The organism is Agrobacterium sp. CNPSo 2736 (assembly GCF_004005385.1).
Taxonomy (GTDB): domain Bacteria; phylum Pseudomonadota; class Alphaproteobacteria; order Rhizobiales; family Rhizobiaceae; genus Agrobacterium; species Agrobacterium leguminum.
In genome coordinates this window covers 25,506-41,698 of the sequence record NZ_RZTX01000016.1, presented here as the reverse complement: position 1 = coordinate 41,698, position 16,193 = coordinate 25,506, and the positions used below count along the sequence as shown (strand labels likewise).

At 60.7% G+C, this 16,193-nt stretch carries 13 protein-coding genes; 6 read left to right on the top strand and 7 right to left on the bottom strand.

Annotation, left to right across the window (positions count from 1 at the left end):
- The first annotated feature begins 114 nt into the window (after positions 1-114).
- A complete protein-coding gene (gene araD1, locus EM858_RS21540) occupies positions 115-1,110 on the top strand; it encodes a 2-keto-3-deoxy-L-arabinonate dehydratase AraD1 (protein ID WP_127757920.1) in 996 nt (331 codons plus the stop codon).
- A 511-nt stretch (positions 1,111-1,621) separates the two neighbouring features.
- On the opposite strand, the gene EM858_RS21530 is transcribed toward araD1, so the two are convergent.
- The 6 genes from EM858_RS21530 to EM858_RS21505 all read right to left on the bottom strand — a co-directional run bounded on the left by EM858_RS21530 (position 1,622) and on the right by EM858_RS21505 (position 6,463).
- Positions 1,622-2,032, bottom strand: coding sequence for a VOC family protein (locus EM858_RS21530; RefSeq protein ID WP_080816042.1), 411 nt, complete (start codon positions 2,030-2,032; stop codon positions 1,622-1,624).
- 50 nt (positions 2,033-2,082) lie between these two features.
- Complete coding sequence (locus tag EM858_RS21525) at positions 2,083-2,547, bottom strand: GNAT family N-acetyltransferase (protein WP_127757919.1); 465 nt, start codon at positions 2,545-2,547, stop codon at positions 2,083-2,085.
- Positions 2,548-2,664: 117 nt separating this feature from the next.
- Positions 2,665-3,261 (bottom strand): class I SAM-dependent methyltransferase, encoded by a 597-nt coding sequence (locus tag EM858_RS21520; RefSeq protein ID WP_127757918.1) that lies wholly within the window; start codon positions 3,259-3,261, stop codon positions 2,665-2,667.
- A 4-nt stretch (positions 3,262-3,265) separates the two neighbouring features.
- Entirely contained in the window at positions 3,266-4,087 is an 822-nt protein-coding gene (locus tag EM858_RS21515) for a transglutaminase family protein (protein ID WP_003520534.1), read from the bottom strand.
- Positions 4,088-4,108: 21 nt separating this feature from the next.
- Positions 4,109-5,050: an alpha-E domain-containing protein gene (locus EM858_RS21510; RefSeq protein ID WP_127757917.1), complete on the bottom strand. Its 942-nt coding sequence runs from the start codon at positions 5,048-5,050 to the stop codon at positions 4,109-4,111.
- A gap of 3 nt (positions 5,051-5,053) precedes the next feature.
- Complete coding sequence (locus tag EM858_RS21505) at positions 5,054-6,463, bottom strand: circularly permuted type 2 ATP-grasp protein (protein WP_162936596.1); 1,410 nt, start codon at positions 6,461-6,463, stop codon at positions 5,054-5,056.
- A 444-nt stretch (positions 6,464-6,907) separates the two neighbouring features.
- On the opposite strand from EM858_RS21505, the gene EM858_RS21500 reads away from it, so the two are divergent.
- The 4 genes from EM858_RS21500 to EM858_RS21485 all read left to right on the top strand — a co-directional run bounded on the left by EM858_RS21500 (position 6,908) and on the right by EM858_RS21485 (position 10,305).
- Entirely contained in the window at positions 6,908-7,804 is an 897-nt protein-coding gene (locus EM858_RS21500; RefSeq protein ID WP_127757916.1) for a DMT family transporter, read from the top strand.
- Positions 7,805-7,984: 180 nt separating this feature from the next.
- Positions 7,985-8,602 (top strand): L,D-transpeptidase, encoded by a 618-nt coding sequence (locus EM858_RS21495; RefSeq protein WP_003520529.1) that lies wholly within the window; start codon positions 7,985-7,987, stop codon positions 8,600-8,602.
- Between the two features lie 241 nt (positions 8,603-8,843).
- Entirely contained in the window at positions 8,844-9,233 is a 390-nt protein-coding gene (locus EM858_RS21490) for a DoxX family protein (protein WP_162936597.1), read from the top strand.
- Positions 9,234-9,396: 163 nt separating this feature from the next.
- A complete protein-coding gene (locus EM858_RS21485; protein WP_127757915.1) occupies positions 9,397-10,305 on the top strand; it encodes an EamA family transporter in 909 nt (302 codons plus the stop codon).
- 232 nt (positions 10,306-10,537) lie between these two features.
- Here the strand turns inward: EM858_RS21485 and EM858_RS21480 are convergent, their stop codons facing one another.
- Entirely contained in the window at positions 10,538-12,010 is a 1,473-nt protein-coding gene (locus EM858_RS21480; RefSeq protein ID WP_080816057.1) for a DEAD/DEAH box helicase, read from the bottom strand.
- 505 nt (positions 12,011-12,515) lie between these two features.
- On the opposite strand from EM858_RS21480, the gene EM858_RS21475 reads away from it, so the two are divergent.
- The gene (locus EM858_RS21475) at positions 12,516-16,190 is read left to right on the top strand and encodes a response regulator (protein WP_164865513.1); all 3,675 of its coding nucleotides are present in this window, start codon (positions 12,516-12,518) and stop codon (positions 16,188-16,190) included.
- Positions 16,191-16,193: the final 3 nt, after the last annotated feature.

The window sequence follows — 16,193 nt, the reverse complement described above, 5'->3', positions numbered from 1 at the left end:
CAACCCACATAGCAAGTCAAAAAAGTGGCCGGTTTCCGGCCACTTTCATAAGGTGCAGGCGTTATGCGCCGCTTAGAATAGACAAGGCGCGTTGCGCCGGAGGAAGGAAATCCCGTGCTTATTTCACAGATCAAGGATGCCAGTGGCAAGATCACCGTAGCCGTTCGCGAAGAAGGCGGGCAGGCGCAGGCCGTCAAGGGTGCGGCGTCGGTTTATGCGCTCGCCATGGAAGCCGCCAATGGCGGCAAGAGCCTTGCCGATGTCATTTCCGCGCATGGTCTCGGCGATGCCGTCGATCTCGAAAAGGCCTATGCCGAAGGCCGTTTCCTGCCGCCGATCACTCATCCCGATCCGGCGCATCTGCATCTGACCGGCACGGGCCTTACCCATCTGGGTTCGGCCGCAACCCGCGACAGCATGCACAAGAAGACCACGGAAGCGGCGGAAGAAAGCCTGACGGACTCCATGAAGATGTTCCGCATGGGTCTCGAAAACGGCAAGCCCAAGGCCGGTGAAAAGGGCGTTCAGCCCGAATGGTTCTACAAGGGCAACGGCCATGTGGCGGCGGCACCGGGTGTCGCTCTCACCTCTCCCTCCTTCGCGCTCGATGGCGGCGAAGAGCCGGAAATGGCCGGCATCTACGTGATCTCCGACAAAGGCGAAGCGGTTCGTATCGGCTTTGCCGTCTCGAACGAGTTTTCCGATCACGTCACCGAGCGGATCAACTATCTCTATCTCGCCCATTCCAAGCTCCGCCCGGCAAGCTTCGGCCCGGAAATCCGCGTCGGCGCTCCGCCGTCCGATATTCGCGGCACCTCGCGCATCCGCCGCGGCGACAAGGTCATCTTCGAAAAGCCGTTCGTTTCGGGTGAGGACAACATGTCCCACACCTTTGCGAACCTCGAATATCACCACTTCAAATACGGCCTGTTCCGCGCGCCCGGCGACGTGCATGTGCACATGTTCGGCACCGCGACGCTCTCCTTCGCAGAAGGCATCAAGCCGGAAGCGGGCGACGTCTTCGAGATCGAAGCCGCCGGTTTTGGCCTGCCGCTGAAGAACCCTCTGGGCGTTGATGCGGAAGAAGAGATCGTCGTTCGGCAGATCTGATCTGCGTACTGCGCGTGAAAAATGGTCGGGGGTGGGTCATCCCTCCCTCGACGTCATCCTCGGGCTTGTCCCGAGGATCTGCGACCGATTGATTTTACGCGACGTGGATAGATCCTCGGGACAAGCCCACTGCTGTCCGGTTTAAATTTCTGGACAAGGCGTAAGACTCTCATTCGAATAGGCTTTTAGGATTTCCGCCTTAACCGGACACTACAGAAGAGCGGCGGCGTCAGATGGGAAGAAGAGTTGAGCCAATCGCGCCGACGTCATCCTCGGGCTTGTCCCGAGGATCTGCCAACGTATTGATTTTGTTTGACGTGATTAGATCCTCGGCACAGGGCCGAGGATGACGTTGAGAGAATGCGCACCCTTCACGATTCACGGCAAGGGGACGCAGCCTGTCCGGAAATTTAAACCGGACAGTCGTGGGACAAGCCCGAGGATGACGCCAGATGATAGCTCTTTCATCCCATTGCCCCTCTGTGCGTCAGGCAACTTTCAGGCGCTCGCCTTACTCAATCCCCCACAGTTTGCCTTCCCCAACTTCCACCGAATTACCCGCCGGATCACGGATATAGACGGAATAGCTGTCATTCGGCCAGCGGTGATAGTGCTCGATTGGAATTCCGAGCGCTTCGAAGTGAGCCTTCCAGCCGTCCACCTCCGACTTGTCCCTGGCGTAAAAGCAGAAATGGCCTTGCCCCACCGCGCCGTGACGGGGGATCGGATTGTCGGGGTCGGCCCGGCGGGATTGCTCGGGATCGAAGATCAGCAGCATCTGCTGCCCGCATCGGAAGAAGATGAATTGCCCCGGCAGCCTGCGCACCACTTCCAGCCCGAAGACATCCCGGTAAAAGGCTTCGGCGGCGTCGAGATCGTCGGCGTAGAGCGCGGTTTCCATAATGGCGGCTGGCGGTCGCATGGTTCCTCTCGGCGTTTGAGGGGTTTCCGGCGGCGGATCGCGGCGGAAACCTATTTGTCTGTTGTGTAGGTCAGCACCGTCAGGTCGTGTTTGCCGACGCCACGTTCCAGAACGGTCCAGCCGCAGTTGACATAATAGGCTTCGAGACCCGGCTGGCAGCAGAGATAGCTGGTCTCGTGGCCAAGTTCGGCCGCCCTTTGCGTCGCGGCCTGCATCAAGGCTCGCGCCACGCCCGAGCGCCGGTAGTCTTCTTCAACCCACAGGGCCGCGACCCAGGGCAGATATTGCGGCCGTTCTTCCAGATCGCAATGGATGAGGAAGGCGGAACCGATATAATCGCCGCCGTCATGGGCGACGAAGCCGGTGGGCAGCGTATGGGGGTTGGTCATGTCCTTCAGGTGCTCGGCGACGTCGCCCACCTGAAGGCCGCTATCCTGCCACCATGCCGTCCAGACCCGTTCGGCGATGACCGGGCCATGCGACTGGCAGTCGCGATAGTCGGAAATGCTGTACAAGGCCGTCTCCCGGCCGGCTTTCCTCCCGCAGGCTGAAGCCGGATCATGCTTTCAAATCGATGCGGGGATTAAACCGGGTGGGACGGGGTTTCGCAACCGTCAAGTTGTCGCGCTGGATCAGGGTTTCGTTGCCGTCACATGCAGCCATGCGGTCGGGAGCTGGTCGTAACCGCTGCCCTGCCTTGCCTCGATCTCCACCGCCGCCCAGTCAAACTGTCCGTAAACGTCTTCCAGCCAGGGTTTCGAAGGGTAATTGTAATAGCGGCCGAACATGTCGCGGCCTTCCGCTTCTCCCGCCTTGAAGCTGGCATAAAAAATGCCGCCCTTCCTCAGCGCGATGTGTATGCGGCCGATAATGCCCGGCAGGGCAGGGCGGGGCACATGCAGCAGGCAAGCATTGGCCCAGACGCCGTCATATCGCGCGCTCTCATCGATATTCTCGAACAGCAAAGTCCGGACGGGAATGCCGAGCCGGGCTTGAGCCGCTTTGGCGATTTCAGGCGTTCCGTCGGTGGGGTGGACATCGTAACCGGCGGCCAGCATGAATTCGCTGTCCTGCCCGCCGCCGCAACCCAGTTCGAGAATGCTTGCACCCTCTTGCAGCCGCGCCAGGAATGTTTCCAGATGCGGGCGATCCGCCGCCTGTCCACGCGAGGTGTAGGCCGCGGCGTTACCCGTATAAAAGCCGATTGTGTCGTCGTCCCTGCCGGTCATCGTCTCAACTCTGCGACTGGCTCTGGCCCTGCGATTGCTGCACGGTGACCGACACATTCAGCGTCTCGCCCGCCGGGCCGATCCGCATGCCCGATATCGGCGCGCAATCGCGGTAGCAGAGGCCCGATGCGATGCGCACATAGCGGTCGTCGGGGCAGATATTGTTGGCGGCGTCGAAGCCCACCCAGCCCAGCCCCTGAAGATGCACTTCGGCCCAGGCGTGGGTGGCCGTCTGTTCCTCCACCTCTTCCATCATCAGATAACCGGAAACGTAACGGGCCGGCAGGCCCATCAGCCGGGCGGCGGAAATCAGGATATGGGCGTGGTCCTGGCACACACCCTTGCCCGCTTCCAGCGCTGTTTCCGCCGTGGTTTCGATATCGGTCGCGCCCGGCACATACTCCACCTTGCGGTGAATATTTTCCATGAGGTCATGCAGGCGGGCCAGCTCGCTGTCGCCGGCGCTCACCTTCACCAGTTCGCGCACGAGCTTTCCCGGTTTGGTGCGCGGCGTCTCGCGCAGGAAAAGCCACAGCGGCGCATTGCCGATGTGGTAACCGAACACGCCAGCCTTGTCCTCGGTGTTCACGGTGCCGCTCGCCACCACCTTCACCCGCTGCTGCGGGCCTTCCGTTTCCACCAGCGCAACGCGGTTGCCGAAATGGTCGTCATAGGTCACTTCGACGGTGGCGCCATCGACCGAGACATCCCAGTTCTCCACCGTCTGGCCGGGGCCGGTCTGCGGCGTCAGGCGCAGCCGCTGCAACGCATAGGGCATCGGCTCGTCATAGACATATTCCGTCGTATGGGTGATTTTCAGACGCATAAGCTGTCCCCGTCCACGCGCTTATTGATAAAAGCGGTAGCCTTCCGTGATTTCCTGTCCCAGTTGCCCGTTGCGATGGACGAATCTTTCCAGAAACTCGTGCAGACCTTCGTCCATCACCCGGGCGATGGTCGTCGCGCGCAGGCTGTCGCGAATGCTCTCGGCCGTTTCATGCGCCTTGTGCCTCTCGCTGTAATCCTCGGCGATGTAATTGAGGTTGCTGGCGATCTTCTCGTAACAATAGGCAAGCGAACGCGGCATGCGGCCATTGAGGATGAGGAAGTCGGCAATATTGGCCGGCTTGTATTCCGCATCGTAGACCCAGCCATAGGAACGGTGCGCCGAGACCGAGCGCAGGATGGACTCCCATTGCGCATTGTCTAGCGAGGAGCCGACATGCGCCACAGCCGGCAGCAGCACGTAATATTTGACGTCGAGAATACGGGCCGTGTTGTCGGCGCGCTCGATGAAGGTGCCGATGCGGGAGAAGTTATAAAGATCGTTGCGCAGCATCGAGCCGTGGAAAGCGCCGCGCACCAGGCCGGCGCGGTGTTTGATGCCATCGATGATTTGCGGCATGTCCGCCGGCTTCACCCTGCGCTCGAGGCTGGTCTTCAGCTCGATCCAGAACTCGTTGGTCGCTTCCCACGTCTCGCGCGTCAGCGCGGTGCGCACCATGCGGGCATTGTTGCGGCCCGCCTCGATGCAGGAGAGGACGCTCGACGGGTTGGCCTTGTCGCGAAGGAGATAATCGATCGCATCCGCCGTCGTTACCTTGTCATGCGTTTCGAGAAACGCCTCGTGGACGCCCGCACTCTGCAACACGCCGTCCCAGTCTTCATCGCCGCTGCCCGAGCGCGTCAGTGAAACGCGCAGACCCGCATCGATCAGCCGGGCGATGTTTTCAGCGCGCTCGATGTACCGGAACATCCAGTAGAGCCCGTTTGCCGTTCTGCCCAGCATGGCTTAATCCTCCAGTACCCAGGTGTCCTTTGTGCCGCCGCCCTGGCTGGAATTGACCACCAGCGAGCCCTGCTTGAGCGCAACGCGGGTCAGGCCGCCGGGGATGATCTTCACCTTGTCCGACACCAGCACGTAAGGGCGCAGATCGACATGGCGCGGCGCAATGCCGTTCTTGACCATGATCGGCACGGTGGAAAGCGACAGCGTCGGCTGCGCGATATAGTTGGAGGGGCGGGCTTTGAGCTTTTCGGCAAAGAGCGCCCGTTCCTTTTTCGATGCGGTGGGACCGACCAGCATGCCGTAACCGCCCGAACCGTGAACTTCCTTGACGACGAGGTCGGCGAGGTTGTCCAGCACGTATTTCAGACTGTCCGGCTCCGAACAGCGCCAGGTCGGCACGTTTTCCAGAAGCGGCTTGCGGCCGGTATAGAACTCGACGATCTCGGGCATGTAGGAATAGATCGCCTTGTCGTCGGAAATGCCGGTGCCGGGGGCATTGGCGATGGTGATGTTGCCGGCGCGGTAGACATCCATGATGCCGGGCACGCCAAGCGCCGAATCCGGCCGGAAGGTCAACGGGTCGAGGAAGTCGTCATCGACGCGGCGGTAAAGCACGTCGATGGCCTCATAACCGCGGGTGGTGCGCATCTTGACCTTGCCGTCCATGACCCGCAGGTCGGAGCCTTCCACCAGCTCCACGCCCATCATGTCGGCGAGGAAGGAATGTTCGTAATAGGCGGAATTGTAGATGCCGGGCGTCAGCACCGCGACGCGCGGCTTGCCGGAACAGCCGGGCGGGGCGAGCGAGGCGAGCGACTGGCGCAGCAGATAGGGGTAATCCTCCACCCGCCGCACGCGGTTCTCGTGGAAGAGTTCCGGGAACATCTGCATCATCGTTTCACGGTTTTCCAGCATGTAGCTGACACCGGAGGGCGTGCGGGCATTGTCTTCCAGAACGTAAAACTGGTCTTCGCCGGTGCGGACGATATCCGTGCCGACAATGTGGGTGTAGACGCCGCCGGGCGGGGTGAAACCGATCATTTCCGGCAGGAAGGCTTCGTTTTTCTCGATGATTTCGCGGGGAATGCGGCCGGCGCGGATGATTTCCTGCTTGTGGTAGATATCGTCGAGGAAAGCATTGAGGGCGAGGACGCGCTGTTCGATGCCCTGGGCCAGTTTGCGCCACTCCCGTCCGGAGATGATGCGCGGGATGATATCGAAGGGGATCAGTTTTTCTGAACTGTCGGCATGGCCGTAGACTGCGAAAGTAATACCGGTTTTTCGAAAGATGTTTTCCGCGTCTTTTGATTTCTGGATCAGGTGCGCCCTGTCCTGTCGGCTGTACCACTCGTTATAGTTTTCATATGGGCTTCGCGGCGTGTCGTCCGCATTTATCATTTCGTCAAATGCCAACTTCGATGTCCCCTTTTTTGCCATATGAATACAACGCCAAATGCAATGCAAGAACTATGCGGAGCTCCCTGCGAAGATTTTTCACCGCTCTAGAGTTTTAAAAAAGAAGCGTTTTTTCGGTTTCAGCCTATAAATGCGGCATTGGCAAATTGGTTGCGCGGGGATGAGGCGCGTATCGGGGTGACGGTGCTGTGTGCGCCGTGGGCGAATGCATAAATTTTGGTCGGTCGCTTTCGGTTGATGAATATCGGGCGTCGCATCAGAAAATCTGAAAGATGCGATCACGAAAACACCTTTGACCTTTCGCCGGGATGCGGATACCGCCTTGCTGAATACCCGGTTCGATCCTTCGCCGGTTTGCGTGAAGCCGCAGAAATATCAATTCGCCGCCTTTCCCGCGCCGTGTCCGGTTACGGGGCATCGTGCGGCACAGGGGATGTTCCCATGTCGCTCGACCGTCTGGCTCCGGCCATCTTCGTCTTTCTCTGGTCGACCGGCTGGGTCACCGCCAAATATGCGGTCTATTATACCGGACCGCTGACCTTTCTCTGTCTGCGCTATCTGCTGGCGGGGGCGCTGCTGTGGGCGATCTGCCGCTTTTCCTGCATCCAGTGGCCTGAGCGGCGTGTCGATCTCTTCCGGGCGATCCTGTCCGGCGTCTTCCTGCACGGTCTTTATCTCGGCATGATCTGGTGGGCGATAGGGCAGGGCGTGCCGGCGGCGATCGGCGGCATCATCGCCGGTCTGCAGCCGCTGATGACGGCGGTGGCCGCCCGCTACATGATCGGCGAAAGGATCTCGCCCTTGCAGCGCGCCGGCCTGCTCATCGGCTTTGCCGGCATCGCCATTGCCGTGCTGCCGAAGGTCATGGCCACCGGTGCTGTCGGCCTGTCGGTGCCGCTCTACGCCGTGGCGGTGAATGTGCTGGGCATGACTTCGGTTACCTATGGCACGCTCTACCAGAAGAAATATGTCCATGGCGGAAACATCATGGCGGTGGCCACGCTGCAATATGTCGGTGCGCTGCTGATCACCGTGCCCTTCGCGCTTCTGCTGGAGGATGGGCATGTGGACTGGAGCCTCGGCCTTGCCGCCACGCTCGCCTGGTCGGTGGGTGCGATCTCCATCGGCGCCGTGGCGTTGCTTCTTTATCTGATACGCCGCGGGCAGGTCTCGCGGGCCGCCTCGCTCATCTATCTCGTGCCGCCGCTTGCGGCCGTGGAAGCAGCACTGCTTTTCGGCGAAACGCTGACACCCGCCATGATTGCCGGCACCGTTCTGGCGGTGACGGGGGTTTATCTCGCCAATCGCAGACCTGCCGCAGCGATTGCCGCACGTTAGAGCGTTTTCGCTTTTCTTCGAGTAGCGAAAGCGCTCTAACTCTTTGTTTTGCTGCATTTCCGGACGGAAAACCGGGCTCCACTTTTCCTGGAAATGCTCTAATTACCACAACCGCATATTAGGGGTTTGTTAACCATAAAATTATACCTCTCGTTAATCACATGATTTGGCGGGGGTTACATGTCTATTTCACGTCGTGGTGTTCTGTTCGGATTGCCGCTGTTTCTGGCCGGCTGCGCGAATACCGGCATCGGCCAGCAGAGGCTGAATTATGCGGCAAAGCCGGAGGAGAAATTCCCGCTTCCCGCCATGCATCTCGACAAGGTCAAGCCGGAGCTTCGCCGGCAGGAAGTCACCTACGATACCAGGCACCCGGCCGGAACGGTTGTGGTGGATACGCCGGCGCGGCGGCTTTATTACGTTATGGGCGATGGGCGCGCCATGCGTTACGGCGTCGGTGTCGGCCGGCAGGGTCTTGCGCTGAAGGGCGATGCCTATATTGGCCGCAAGGCGGAATGGCCGTCCTGGACACCGACCGCGAACATGATGCGCCGCGATCCGCGCAATCTGAAGTTTGCCGGCGGCATGGCGGGCGGCCCGAACAATCCGCTCGGCGCACGCGCGCTCTATCTCTATCGCGGCGGCAACGACACCATGTTCCGTCTGCACGGCACCAACCAGCCGCAATCCATCGGCCATGCCATGTCAAGCGGCTGCATCCGCATGCTGAACCACGACATCATCGATCTTTACAGCCGCGTGCCGGTCGGTTCGAAGGTCGTCGTCTTGCAGGCGTGAGGAAGAGGCGGATTTTTCCGCCTTTGCCACGCCAGAAAATGCCTGTATCCTTGAGTTGATTTTTTCGGCAGACGGTCAATTTTATGCTTGAAAATCAACCATGTGTAGAATGCCTCCCTTTCTGTATTTAAGGGAGTTCTGCTATATCGGAAACGTGATTTCCGGTGTTCGAGACGTGTATCCATAAAGGGTTAAATGCACGGTATCGAGCGCGGCACCACTTCAACGGGGACACATGAACATGGCAACTTTCGACTCTCTCTCCCGCTATCGCCCGCAGGCACTCGGGGCGCTGCGCATCATGACGGCGCTGCTTTTCGTGGCGCATGGAACGCAGAAACTGTTCGGCTTTCCGGCATCGCAGATGGAAGGCTCGCTGCCGACCCTGATGCTTGTAGCCGCACTGCTGGAATTCGTCGGCGGCATTCTCGTGCTGATCGGCCTGTTCACACGACCCGTCGCCTTCATCCTGTCCGGCCAGATGGCGGTCGCTTATTTCATGGCGCATGCGCCGAGCAATTTCTTCCCGGCCCTGAACGGTGGCGACGCCGCCATCCTGTTCTGCTTCATCTTCCTCTATCTGTTCGTTGCCGGTCCGGGCGCCTTCTCGGTGGATGAGCGCCGGGCCTGATTGCCGGACCCGTCATCGATCTCTTTTACCGAAGCTCCGCATGGTGACGCCGTGCGGAGCTTTTTTTTCAAAAGAGGATTGAAACTTCGGCCGTGGCCGAAGCATAGATGCTTGTTTTCGGGTTAAGAACGGGTCATCCTGAACGCAGTTGGAAAATCGATCCGTGACCTCCCAGAACCCCATCGCCCGCGAATTGCTGCTTCTCGCCCTGTTGTCCACGCTGTGGGCCGCATCCTATACCTTCATCAAGATCGGGGTGGAGACGATACCGCCGATCACCTTCATCGCATCGAGAACGCTGATCGCCGGTCTGCTGCTCTTTGCGGTGATCCGGCTGCGCGGGCTGCGCCTGCCCACGGATCTGGCGACGTGGCGGCTGTTTTTCATTCAGGCCTGCATCAACAGCGTTCTGCCTTTCACATTGATCGCCTGGGCGGAACAAAGCATCGATGCCGGTCTTGCCGTCATTCTCAATGCAACGACGCCGATCTTCACCTTTCTTCTCACCGCACTCGTTATCCGGCACGAGCCGGTCAGCGGGCGCAAGCTGTTCGGCACCATTGCCGGCATGACGGGTGTTTGCCTCATCATCGGTGTCGAAGCGCTGAGCGGCGCGGGCGAGGCGATATGGAGCCAGCTCGCCGTGCTGACGGCGGCTTTTTCCTATGCCTGCGCGGCCATTTTCAGTAAAAATTTCAAAGGGCTCGATCCTATCATGCCGGCCGCCGGCTCGCTTATCTGCGGCGCTGTTTTCCTGTTGCCCGTGAGCCTGATCGTCGACCGGCCCTGGATATTGTCGCCTTCGGCGGCGTCACTGACGGCGCTCCTGTGCCTCAGCGTCTTTTCGACCGCGCTCGCCTTCATGATCTATTTCCGGCTGATGCAGACGCTGGGCTCCGTCGGCACCACCTCGCAGGCCTATCTCAGGGTGCCGGTCGGCGTCGCCATCGGCATGGCGTTTCTGGGGGAAATGCCGACACCTGCCATGTGGGTGGGGCTCGTCTGCGTCATCGCCGGCGTGCTGGCCATGACCCTGCCGTCACGGCGTCGTCCGGTCGCGCAGGGTAGTTGAAGGGAAAGAAAAGCCCCGCTGGCCGGATGTGGCTGCAGGGCTTGATTGGCGAGTGCTCGCCACTTGTTTCTTCTCCCCGAGGGGGAGAAGTCCGCGGCAGCGGGATGAGGGGGCGCCCTCGCCGGATCATGGAGACCTTACCCCCTCATCCGACCCTTCGGGCCACCTTCTCCCCGGCGGGGAGAAGAAACGTCCCGGCAATGCCGGGCGTCCTTAATCCACTCAGAGCAACTTAGCGGTTGCGGCCGCGATGGCCGTTGCCGGAAGCGCGTTTTTCCTGGCCGTTGCCGCCGGCAGGGGCGTGGCGGTTGGCGCCGCTGCCGCCGGGCTTGCGGGCCGGGCGGCGGTGCTTGCGCGGGCCGGCCGGGCGGCCTGCTTCGCCTTCAGCCTGCTTGACGCGCTTGAAGTCGGAGGTGACTTCCAGATCGTTGTCCGCGTCGCGCGGCGCATGGTGGCGCGAGGGGCGGGATTCGCCATTGTGACGGCCGCCTTCGCGGGGACCACGCTGATGGCCGCCATTATTGTTGCGGCCGCCGCGGTTGTTGTTGGGGCGTGTCGGGCTGGCAAGACCGGCCGGACGTTCGCCGGAGGCGACCGGAATATCGATCTTCATCAGCTTTTCGATGTCGTGCAGCAGGCGGGTTTCGTCCGGTGCGCAAAACGCAATGGCGATGCCGTCGCGGCCGGCGCGGGCGGTACGGCCGATGCGGTGAACATAGGCGTCGGGCACTTCCGGCAGGTCGTAGTTGAAGACGTGGGTGACGGCCGGAATGTCAATGCCGCGGGCTGCGACGTCGGTTGCCACCAGCACCTTGATCTCGCCATCCTTGAAGCCCTTCAGTGCCCGCTCGCGCTGGCCCTGGCTCTTGTTGCCGTGGATGGAGGCGACCTTGAAGCCGATATGTTCGAGATGCTTGTAGAGCTTCTCCGCACCATGCTTGGTGCGCAGGAACACGATGGCGCGGCCATCCGGGTTTTCGTTGAGCGACTTCTTCAGAAGCTCGGTCTTGTCGTTCTTGCCGGCGACGAAGTGAACATATTGCTCCACCTTGTCGGCTGCCTTGCCGGGCGGGGTCACTTCGACCTTGAGCGGATCGGTCAGGTAGCTGTGGGCGAGATCGGCGATCGCCTTCGGCATGGTGGCCGAGAAAAGCAGCGTCTGGCGCTTGGCCGGCACCATCTTCGAAATCTTGCGCAGATCGTGGATGAAGCCGAGATCGAGCATCTGGTCCGCTTCATCGAGCACCAGATAGGTGACCTTGGAGAGCGAGATGGCGTTGCGGGCGATGAGGTCCAGCAGGCGGCCGGGGGTCGCCACCAGAATGTCCGTGCCCTTTTCCAGCTGGAGCTGCTGCTTGTTGATCGACGCGCCGCCAACCACCTGGTTGATGCGCAGCGGCGTCTTCTTCACGAAGGAGCGCAGGTTTTCGCCGATCTGGTTCACCAGCTCGCGCGTGGGGGCGAGGATGAGGGTGCGGCAGGTGCGGTTTGCCGGGCGGTCCGCCTGCTTCATCAGCATTTCGATGATCGGCAGGCCGAAAGCGGCGGTCTTGCCGGTGCCGGTCTGTGCGAGCCCGATCAGGTCACGGCCTTCGAGCAGCAGCGGAATGGCCTTTGCCTGAATGGGAGTAGGGGTCGTATAGCCAAGCTGGGTAACGCTGGCCACGATCTTTTCGGAGAGGCCGAGTTCGCTAAAACTGGTCAATATAATGCCTTTCGGGGCGCCAAAAACCAATCGTCCGGAACAGGGCTGCTGTCCGGCGGTTTAGGCGTCAAGAACCCCGCGTGAATTGGGAACTTGTGGGTTGGAATAACTTTCTGCGCATCAGTGCGGCACATGCCGTCTTCTGTATTCTTTGCGCTTTTCCTTCATGCGGGCCAGATTCCTTTTTAAGGACGTCTTTCCGGTCATACGCTGCAGCTCACGCGGCTGCCGAAGGTGAAAGCTTGAGGGCCATGTGGGCGTTTTGCGCGTCAAAGTCAAGCGATAGTTTTGTAACGCCGCCGCTGGAGGGTGCATGGCAGCCATGCGTACCGGTAGCCGGCGATTGCCGGGACAGCGCGGGCACCAGCGAAGAATTATGGTTAAAAAAGGGTAACGGCCCCCTTGGATACATAGCAAAGATCGATTTTCTCACATAACGTTTTTTGCGACGGCGTCCGGAAATATTTGATTCGACAGGAATGGACTGCAAGGTGTGGAGTATCGATTGACCGAAAGCTGCGGGTTGCTGGAAAAGGCTTGCAGGGCCGTGGCCGCCCTGGACCTGCCCGCGTGCATCAAGGACAGCGAACTTCGCTATATCGCGGTCAATTCCGCCTATGCCCGGGTCATGGGGCGTCCGCCCGGGGCATTCAAGGGACACACCAGCCTTTCCCTTTCCGCCGATATACGCGATGCCGAGCGCGAGGACAGGGAGCGCCGCTCGCTGGTTTTCGCCACGGATGAGATGATTGCCTGCCATGGTGGGGGCGCGTCCAAGCCATACACGCTTCGCTGCGAACGTTTCACCGGTGACGACGGCAATCTGTTCCTGTTCGAAGCGTTCGAGGACATGCCGTCCGCCACCGTGGAGGTTTTTCCGCAAGCCGATAGCGCTTCGGACCTGCTGTTCGGCAGCGGCGTGATCGATCTCGTCGATGCGGGTATCGTGATTTATGACCGCGAAAACCGGCTGGTCTACTGCAATACCCGCTTCAGGGAATTCTACGGCGCGCTTGGCGTCGACCTGAAGGCCGGCGTCCCGCTCGAGACGTTGATGACGGCGATTTATTTTTCGAGCGGCTATCGCGATGCGAAGGACGGCGATCCGGCGTTCGAAGGGTGGATGCAGGAGCAGCTACGGGATTTTTCACTGCCCTATCTCGAAAGGGTGGAGCAGTTTGCCGATGGCCGCTGGGTGCGCATGGTCAACAAGCGGCTGGAAAACGGCATGCTGGTGGGGCTGCGGGTGGATGTCACCGAGTTCAAGGCGCATGAGACGCTTCTGAGCACGCAGATCCGCGAGACCTGGCTTCTGCGCGCCGCGCTTGAGCAATTGCCGGTCGGCGTGTTCCTGAGGGATCAGGACAGGCGGCTGACCTTTGCCAATGCGGCCTATGAGAAATTTCTGGGCGGCAGCCTCGCCGATCATATCGGCAAGACCGAATGCGAGATGTTTCCGGAGGAAGGCCCGCAGTTCCAGCGGGAAAACGAGCATATTCTGCGAACCGGGGAAGCCATTGAAAAGACCGGAAGCGTTCCGCTTGCGGATGGCGGCGCCATTCCCGTCATCACAAGGCTCGGCCGGGTCGCGACGCCGGACGACGAATACTATCTGGTGGGCTCGGTCACCGATGCCAGCCTGCTGCAGGACCGGGAAAAGGCGCTGATCGCTGCGCAGGCCGAGGCTGAGACGCTGCACCGCCAGCTCGAAGCGGTTCTCCATGCCCTGCCGGTGGGCGTGCTGCTGCTCAGCGCCGATCTCGTCATCGAATATGTCAATCCGTTCTTTTATGAGGTCTGGGGCGAGATCGGCGGCGAGAAGTCGCTTGTCGGCAAAACTTATCGCGAATTCATGGAGATGAATTTCGACAGCGGCCTTTATGACTATGGCGACAGGCCTTTCGATGAGGTCTATGGCGAGCGGGTGCAGCGGCTTCTGAAGGAGGAGGTCTTTGCGCCCCGCGAGGTGCGCAGCAAAAGCGGCAAGGTTACGGTCATTTCGAAAACCCGGCTCGAAGGCGGAAAAATCCTCAGCACCTATGCCGACGTCACCGATGTCCGCATGCGCGACGTCGAGATCGGCAAGGCGACGGCCGAACTGGAGCGGGTCGGCGAATATATGCAGGGTGCCACGCGCGCCATGGCGCAGGGGCTGGTGCTGGTCGAGCAGGGCACGATCATCATGTCCAATGAGGCGATGGCGCGCATGTTCGACGTGCCGCCGCATCTTCTGGAAAAGGGCTGCAACTGGTCGGGTTTCTTCGCCCATTGCGCCGGGCGCGGCGATTTCGGCACGGCCGGGGAGGCTGCGGAGACGCTGCGCGCCTGGAGGGAGAATATCGCCGCCAACCGGCCGTTTTCCTGGCTCATCCATGTCGCCGGCAAAAGCTGGCTCAATCTGGAGGCCACCAACAGTTCCGGCAATTACTGGCTCATCATCGTCACCGATGTGACCGAGATGAAGCTGCGTGAAGAGGAATTGCAGCGGCTGCTTTCACGCGCGGAAGCGGCGGATCGGGCTAAATCGGAATTCCTGGCCAATATGAGCCATGAAATCCGCACGCCGATGAACGGCGTTCTCGGCATGGCGGAGCTTCTGGCCAAGTCCAATCTGGATACGCGCCAGAAGACCTTCACCGATATCATCGTCAAATCCGGCAATGCGCTTCTGACGATCATCAACGACATTCTCGATTTCTCGAAGATCGAGGCCGGGCAGATGAGGCTGCGCAGCGTGCCCTTCGATCCGGCGGAGGCGGTCGAGGATGTGGTGTCTCTGCTGTCTTCGGCGGCGCTTGAAAAGGACATAGAGCTGATCGTCCGGATCGATGCTTCCGTCTTCGGCAAGGTCATCGGCGATGCTGGTCGCTTTCGCCAGATCGTTACCAATATCGTTGGAAACGCCGTCAAGTTCACCGAAATGGGGCATGTGCTGGTCGAGCTTTCGGCGCGTTCGGCGGAAGCTTCCGAGGCTATCCTGTCGCTGCGCGTCGAAGACAGCGGCATCGGCATTCCGGCCGACAAGCTCGAAACCATCTTCGACAAGTTCAGCCAGGTCGACGGTTCCGCCACGCGCCGGCACGAGGGAACGGGGCTGGGGCTGGCGATCACGGTCGGTCTCGTCGGCCTGTTCGACGGCGCGATCAAGGTCGTCAGCGATGTCGGCAGGGGATCGACCTTCGAGGTCAATATTCCGTTTCAGGTGACCGAGAGACAGCGCGACCTCCCGCTTCTTTCCGTGGCGATCGACGATATCCGCGTGCTCGTCATCGACGATAACGACGTCAATCGCCGCATCCTGACGGAGCAGTTGCGCAGTTGGGGCATAGACGGCCACGCGGTCGAAGACGGGCCTTCCGGCATCGCCGTGCTTGAGGAGGCGGCGTCGCTCGGTTTTTCCATCGACGCCATCGTTCTCGATTATCATATGCCTGTCATGAACGGGCTGGATGTGGTGGAGCGGATCCGGGCGGATGCGCGCTTTGACGACATCGCCATTGTTTTCCTGACCTCCATGGATGTCGTCGGCGACGAGACGCTGTTCACCGATCTCAATGTGCAGGCGCATCTGATGAAGCCGGCGCGGGCGCGGCTCCTGCGCTCCACCCTGTTCGATGTGGTGCGGGATGTACGGTTGAAACGCGCCCGGCAAGCGCCGGTCCCGCGTGAAACAGGTCGCGGTGATGGCGCCGTCCGGCCGGAAAAAGGCTCCGCCGAAAGAAAGCAGCGCGATGCCGTATCGACGGCGGTGCCGGCGCGGCATCGGCCCAGCCTTGTCGATGTGCTGGTGGCCGAGGACAATGACGTCAATCAGATTGTCTTCACCCAGATATTGCAGCAGGCGGGTCTGCGCTTTCTTATCGTCGGCAATGGCAAGAAAGCCGTGCAGGCATGGCAGGAGAACAATCCCGCCATCATCCTGATGGATGTCTCGATGCCGGTCATGAACGGACATCAGGCGACGCAGGCCATCCGCGCCGCGGAACGGACCGCCGCCGACGGCCGGCGTGTGCCGATCATCGGCGTTACCGCCCATACGCAGGAGGCGGATCGGGAACTATGCCTTGAGGCGGGCATGGATGATTATCTGTCGAAGCCCATCAGCCCGGAAACGCTCGAAGACAAGATCGCGCAATGGCTGGGCGAAAACATGCCGCGCCGCGACGTGCCGGGCGTGTGACTA

Bases quoted from the DNA above. Each gene is read 5' to 3' on its own strand.
- EM858_RS21495 (WP_003520529.1), top strand. From the start codon at position 7,985: ATGTCTATTTCACGTCGTGGTGTTCTGTTCGGATTGCCGCTGTTTCTG.
- EM858_RS21530 (WP_080816042.1), bottom strand. From the start codon at position 2,032: ATGCGACCGCCAGCCGCCATTATGGAAACCGCGCTCTACGCCGACGAT.
- EM858_RS21520 (WP_127757918.1), bottom strand. From the start codon at position 3,261: ATGACCGGCAGGGACGACGACACAATCGGCTTTTATACGGGTAACGCC.
- EM858_RS21500 (WP_127757916.1), top strand. From the start codon at position 6,908: ATGTCGCTCGACCGTCTGGCTCCGGCCATCTTCGTCTTTCTCTGGTCG.
- EM858_RS21515 (WP_003520534.1), bottom strand. From the start codon at position 4,087: ATGCGTCTGAAAATCACCCATACGACGGAATATGTCTATGACGAGCCG.
- EM858_RS21510 (WP_127757917.1), bottom strand. From the start codon at position 5,050: ATGCTGGGCAGAACGGCAAACGGGCTCTACTGGATGTTCCGGTACATC.
- EM858_RS21490 (WP_162936597.1), top strand. From the start codon at position 8,844: ATGGCAACTTTCGACTCTCTCTCCCGCTATCGCCCGCAGGCACTCGGG.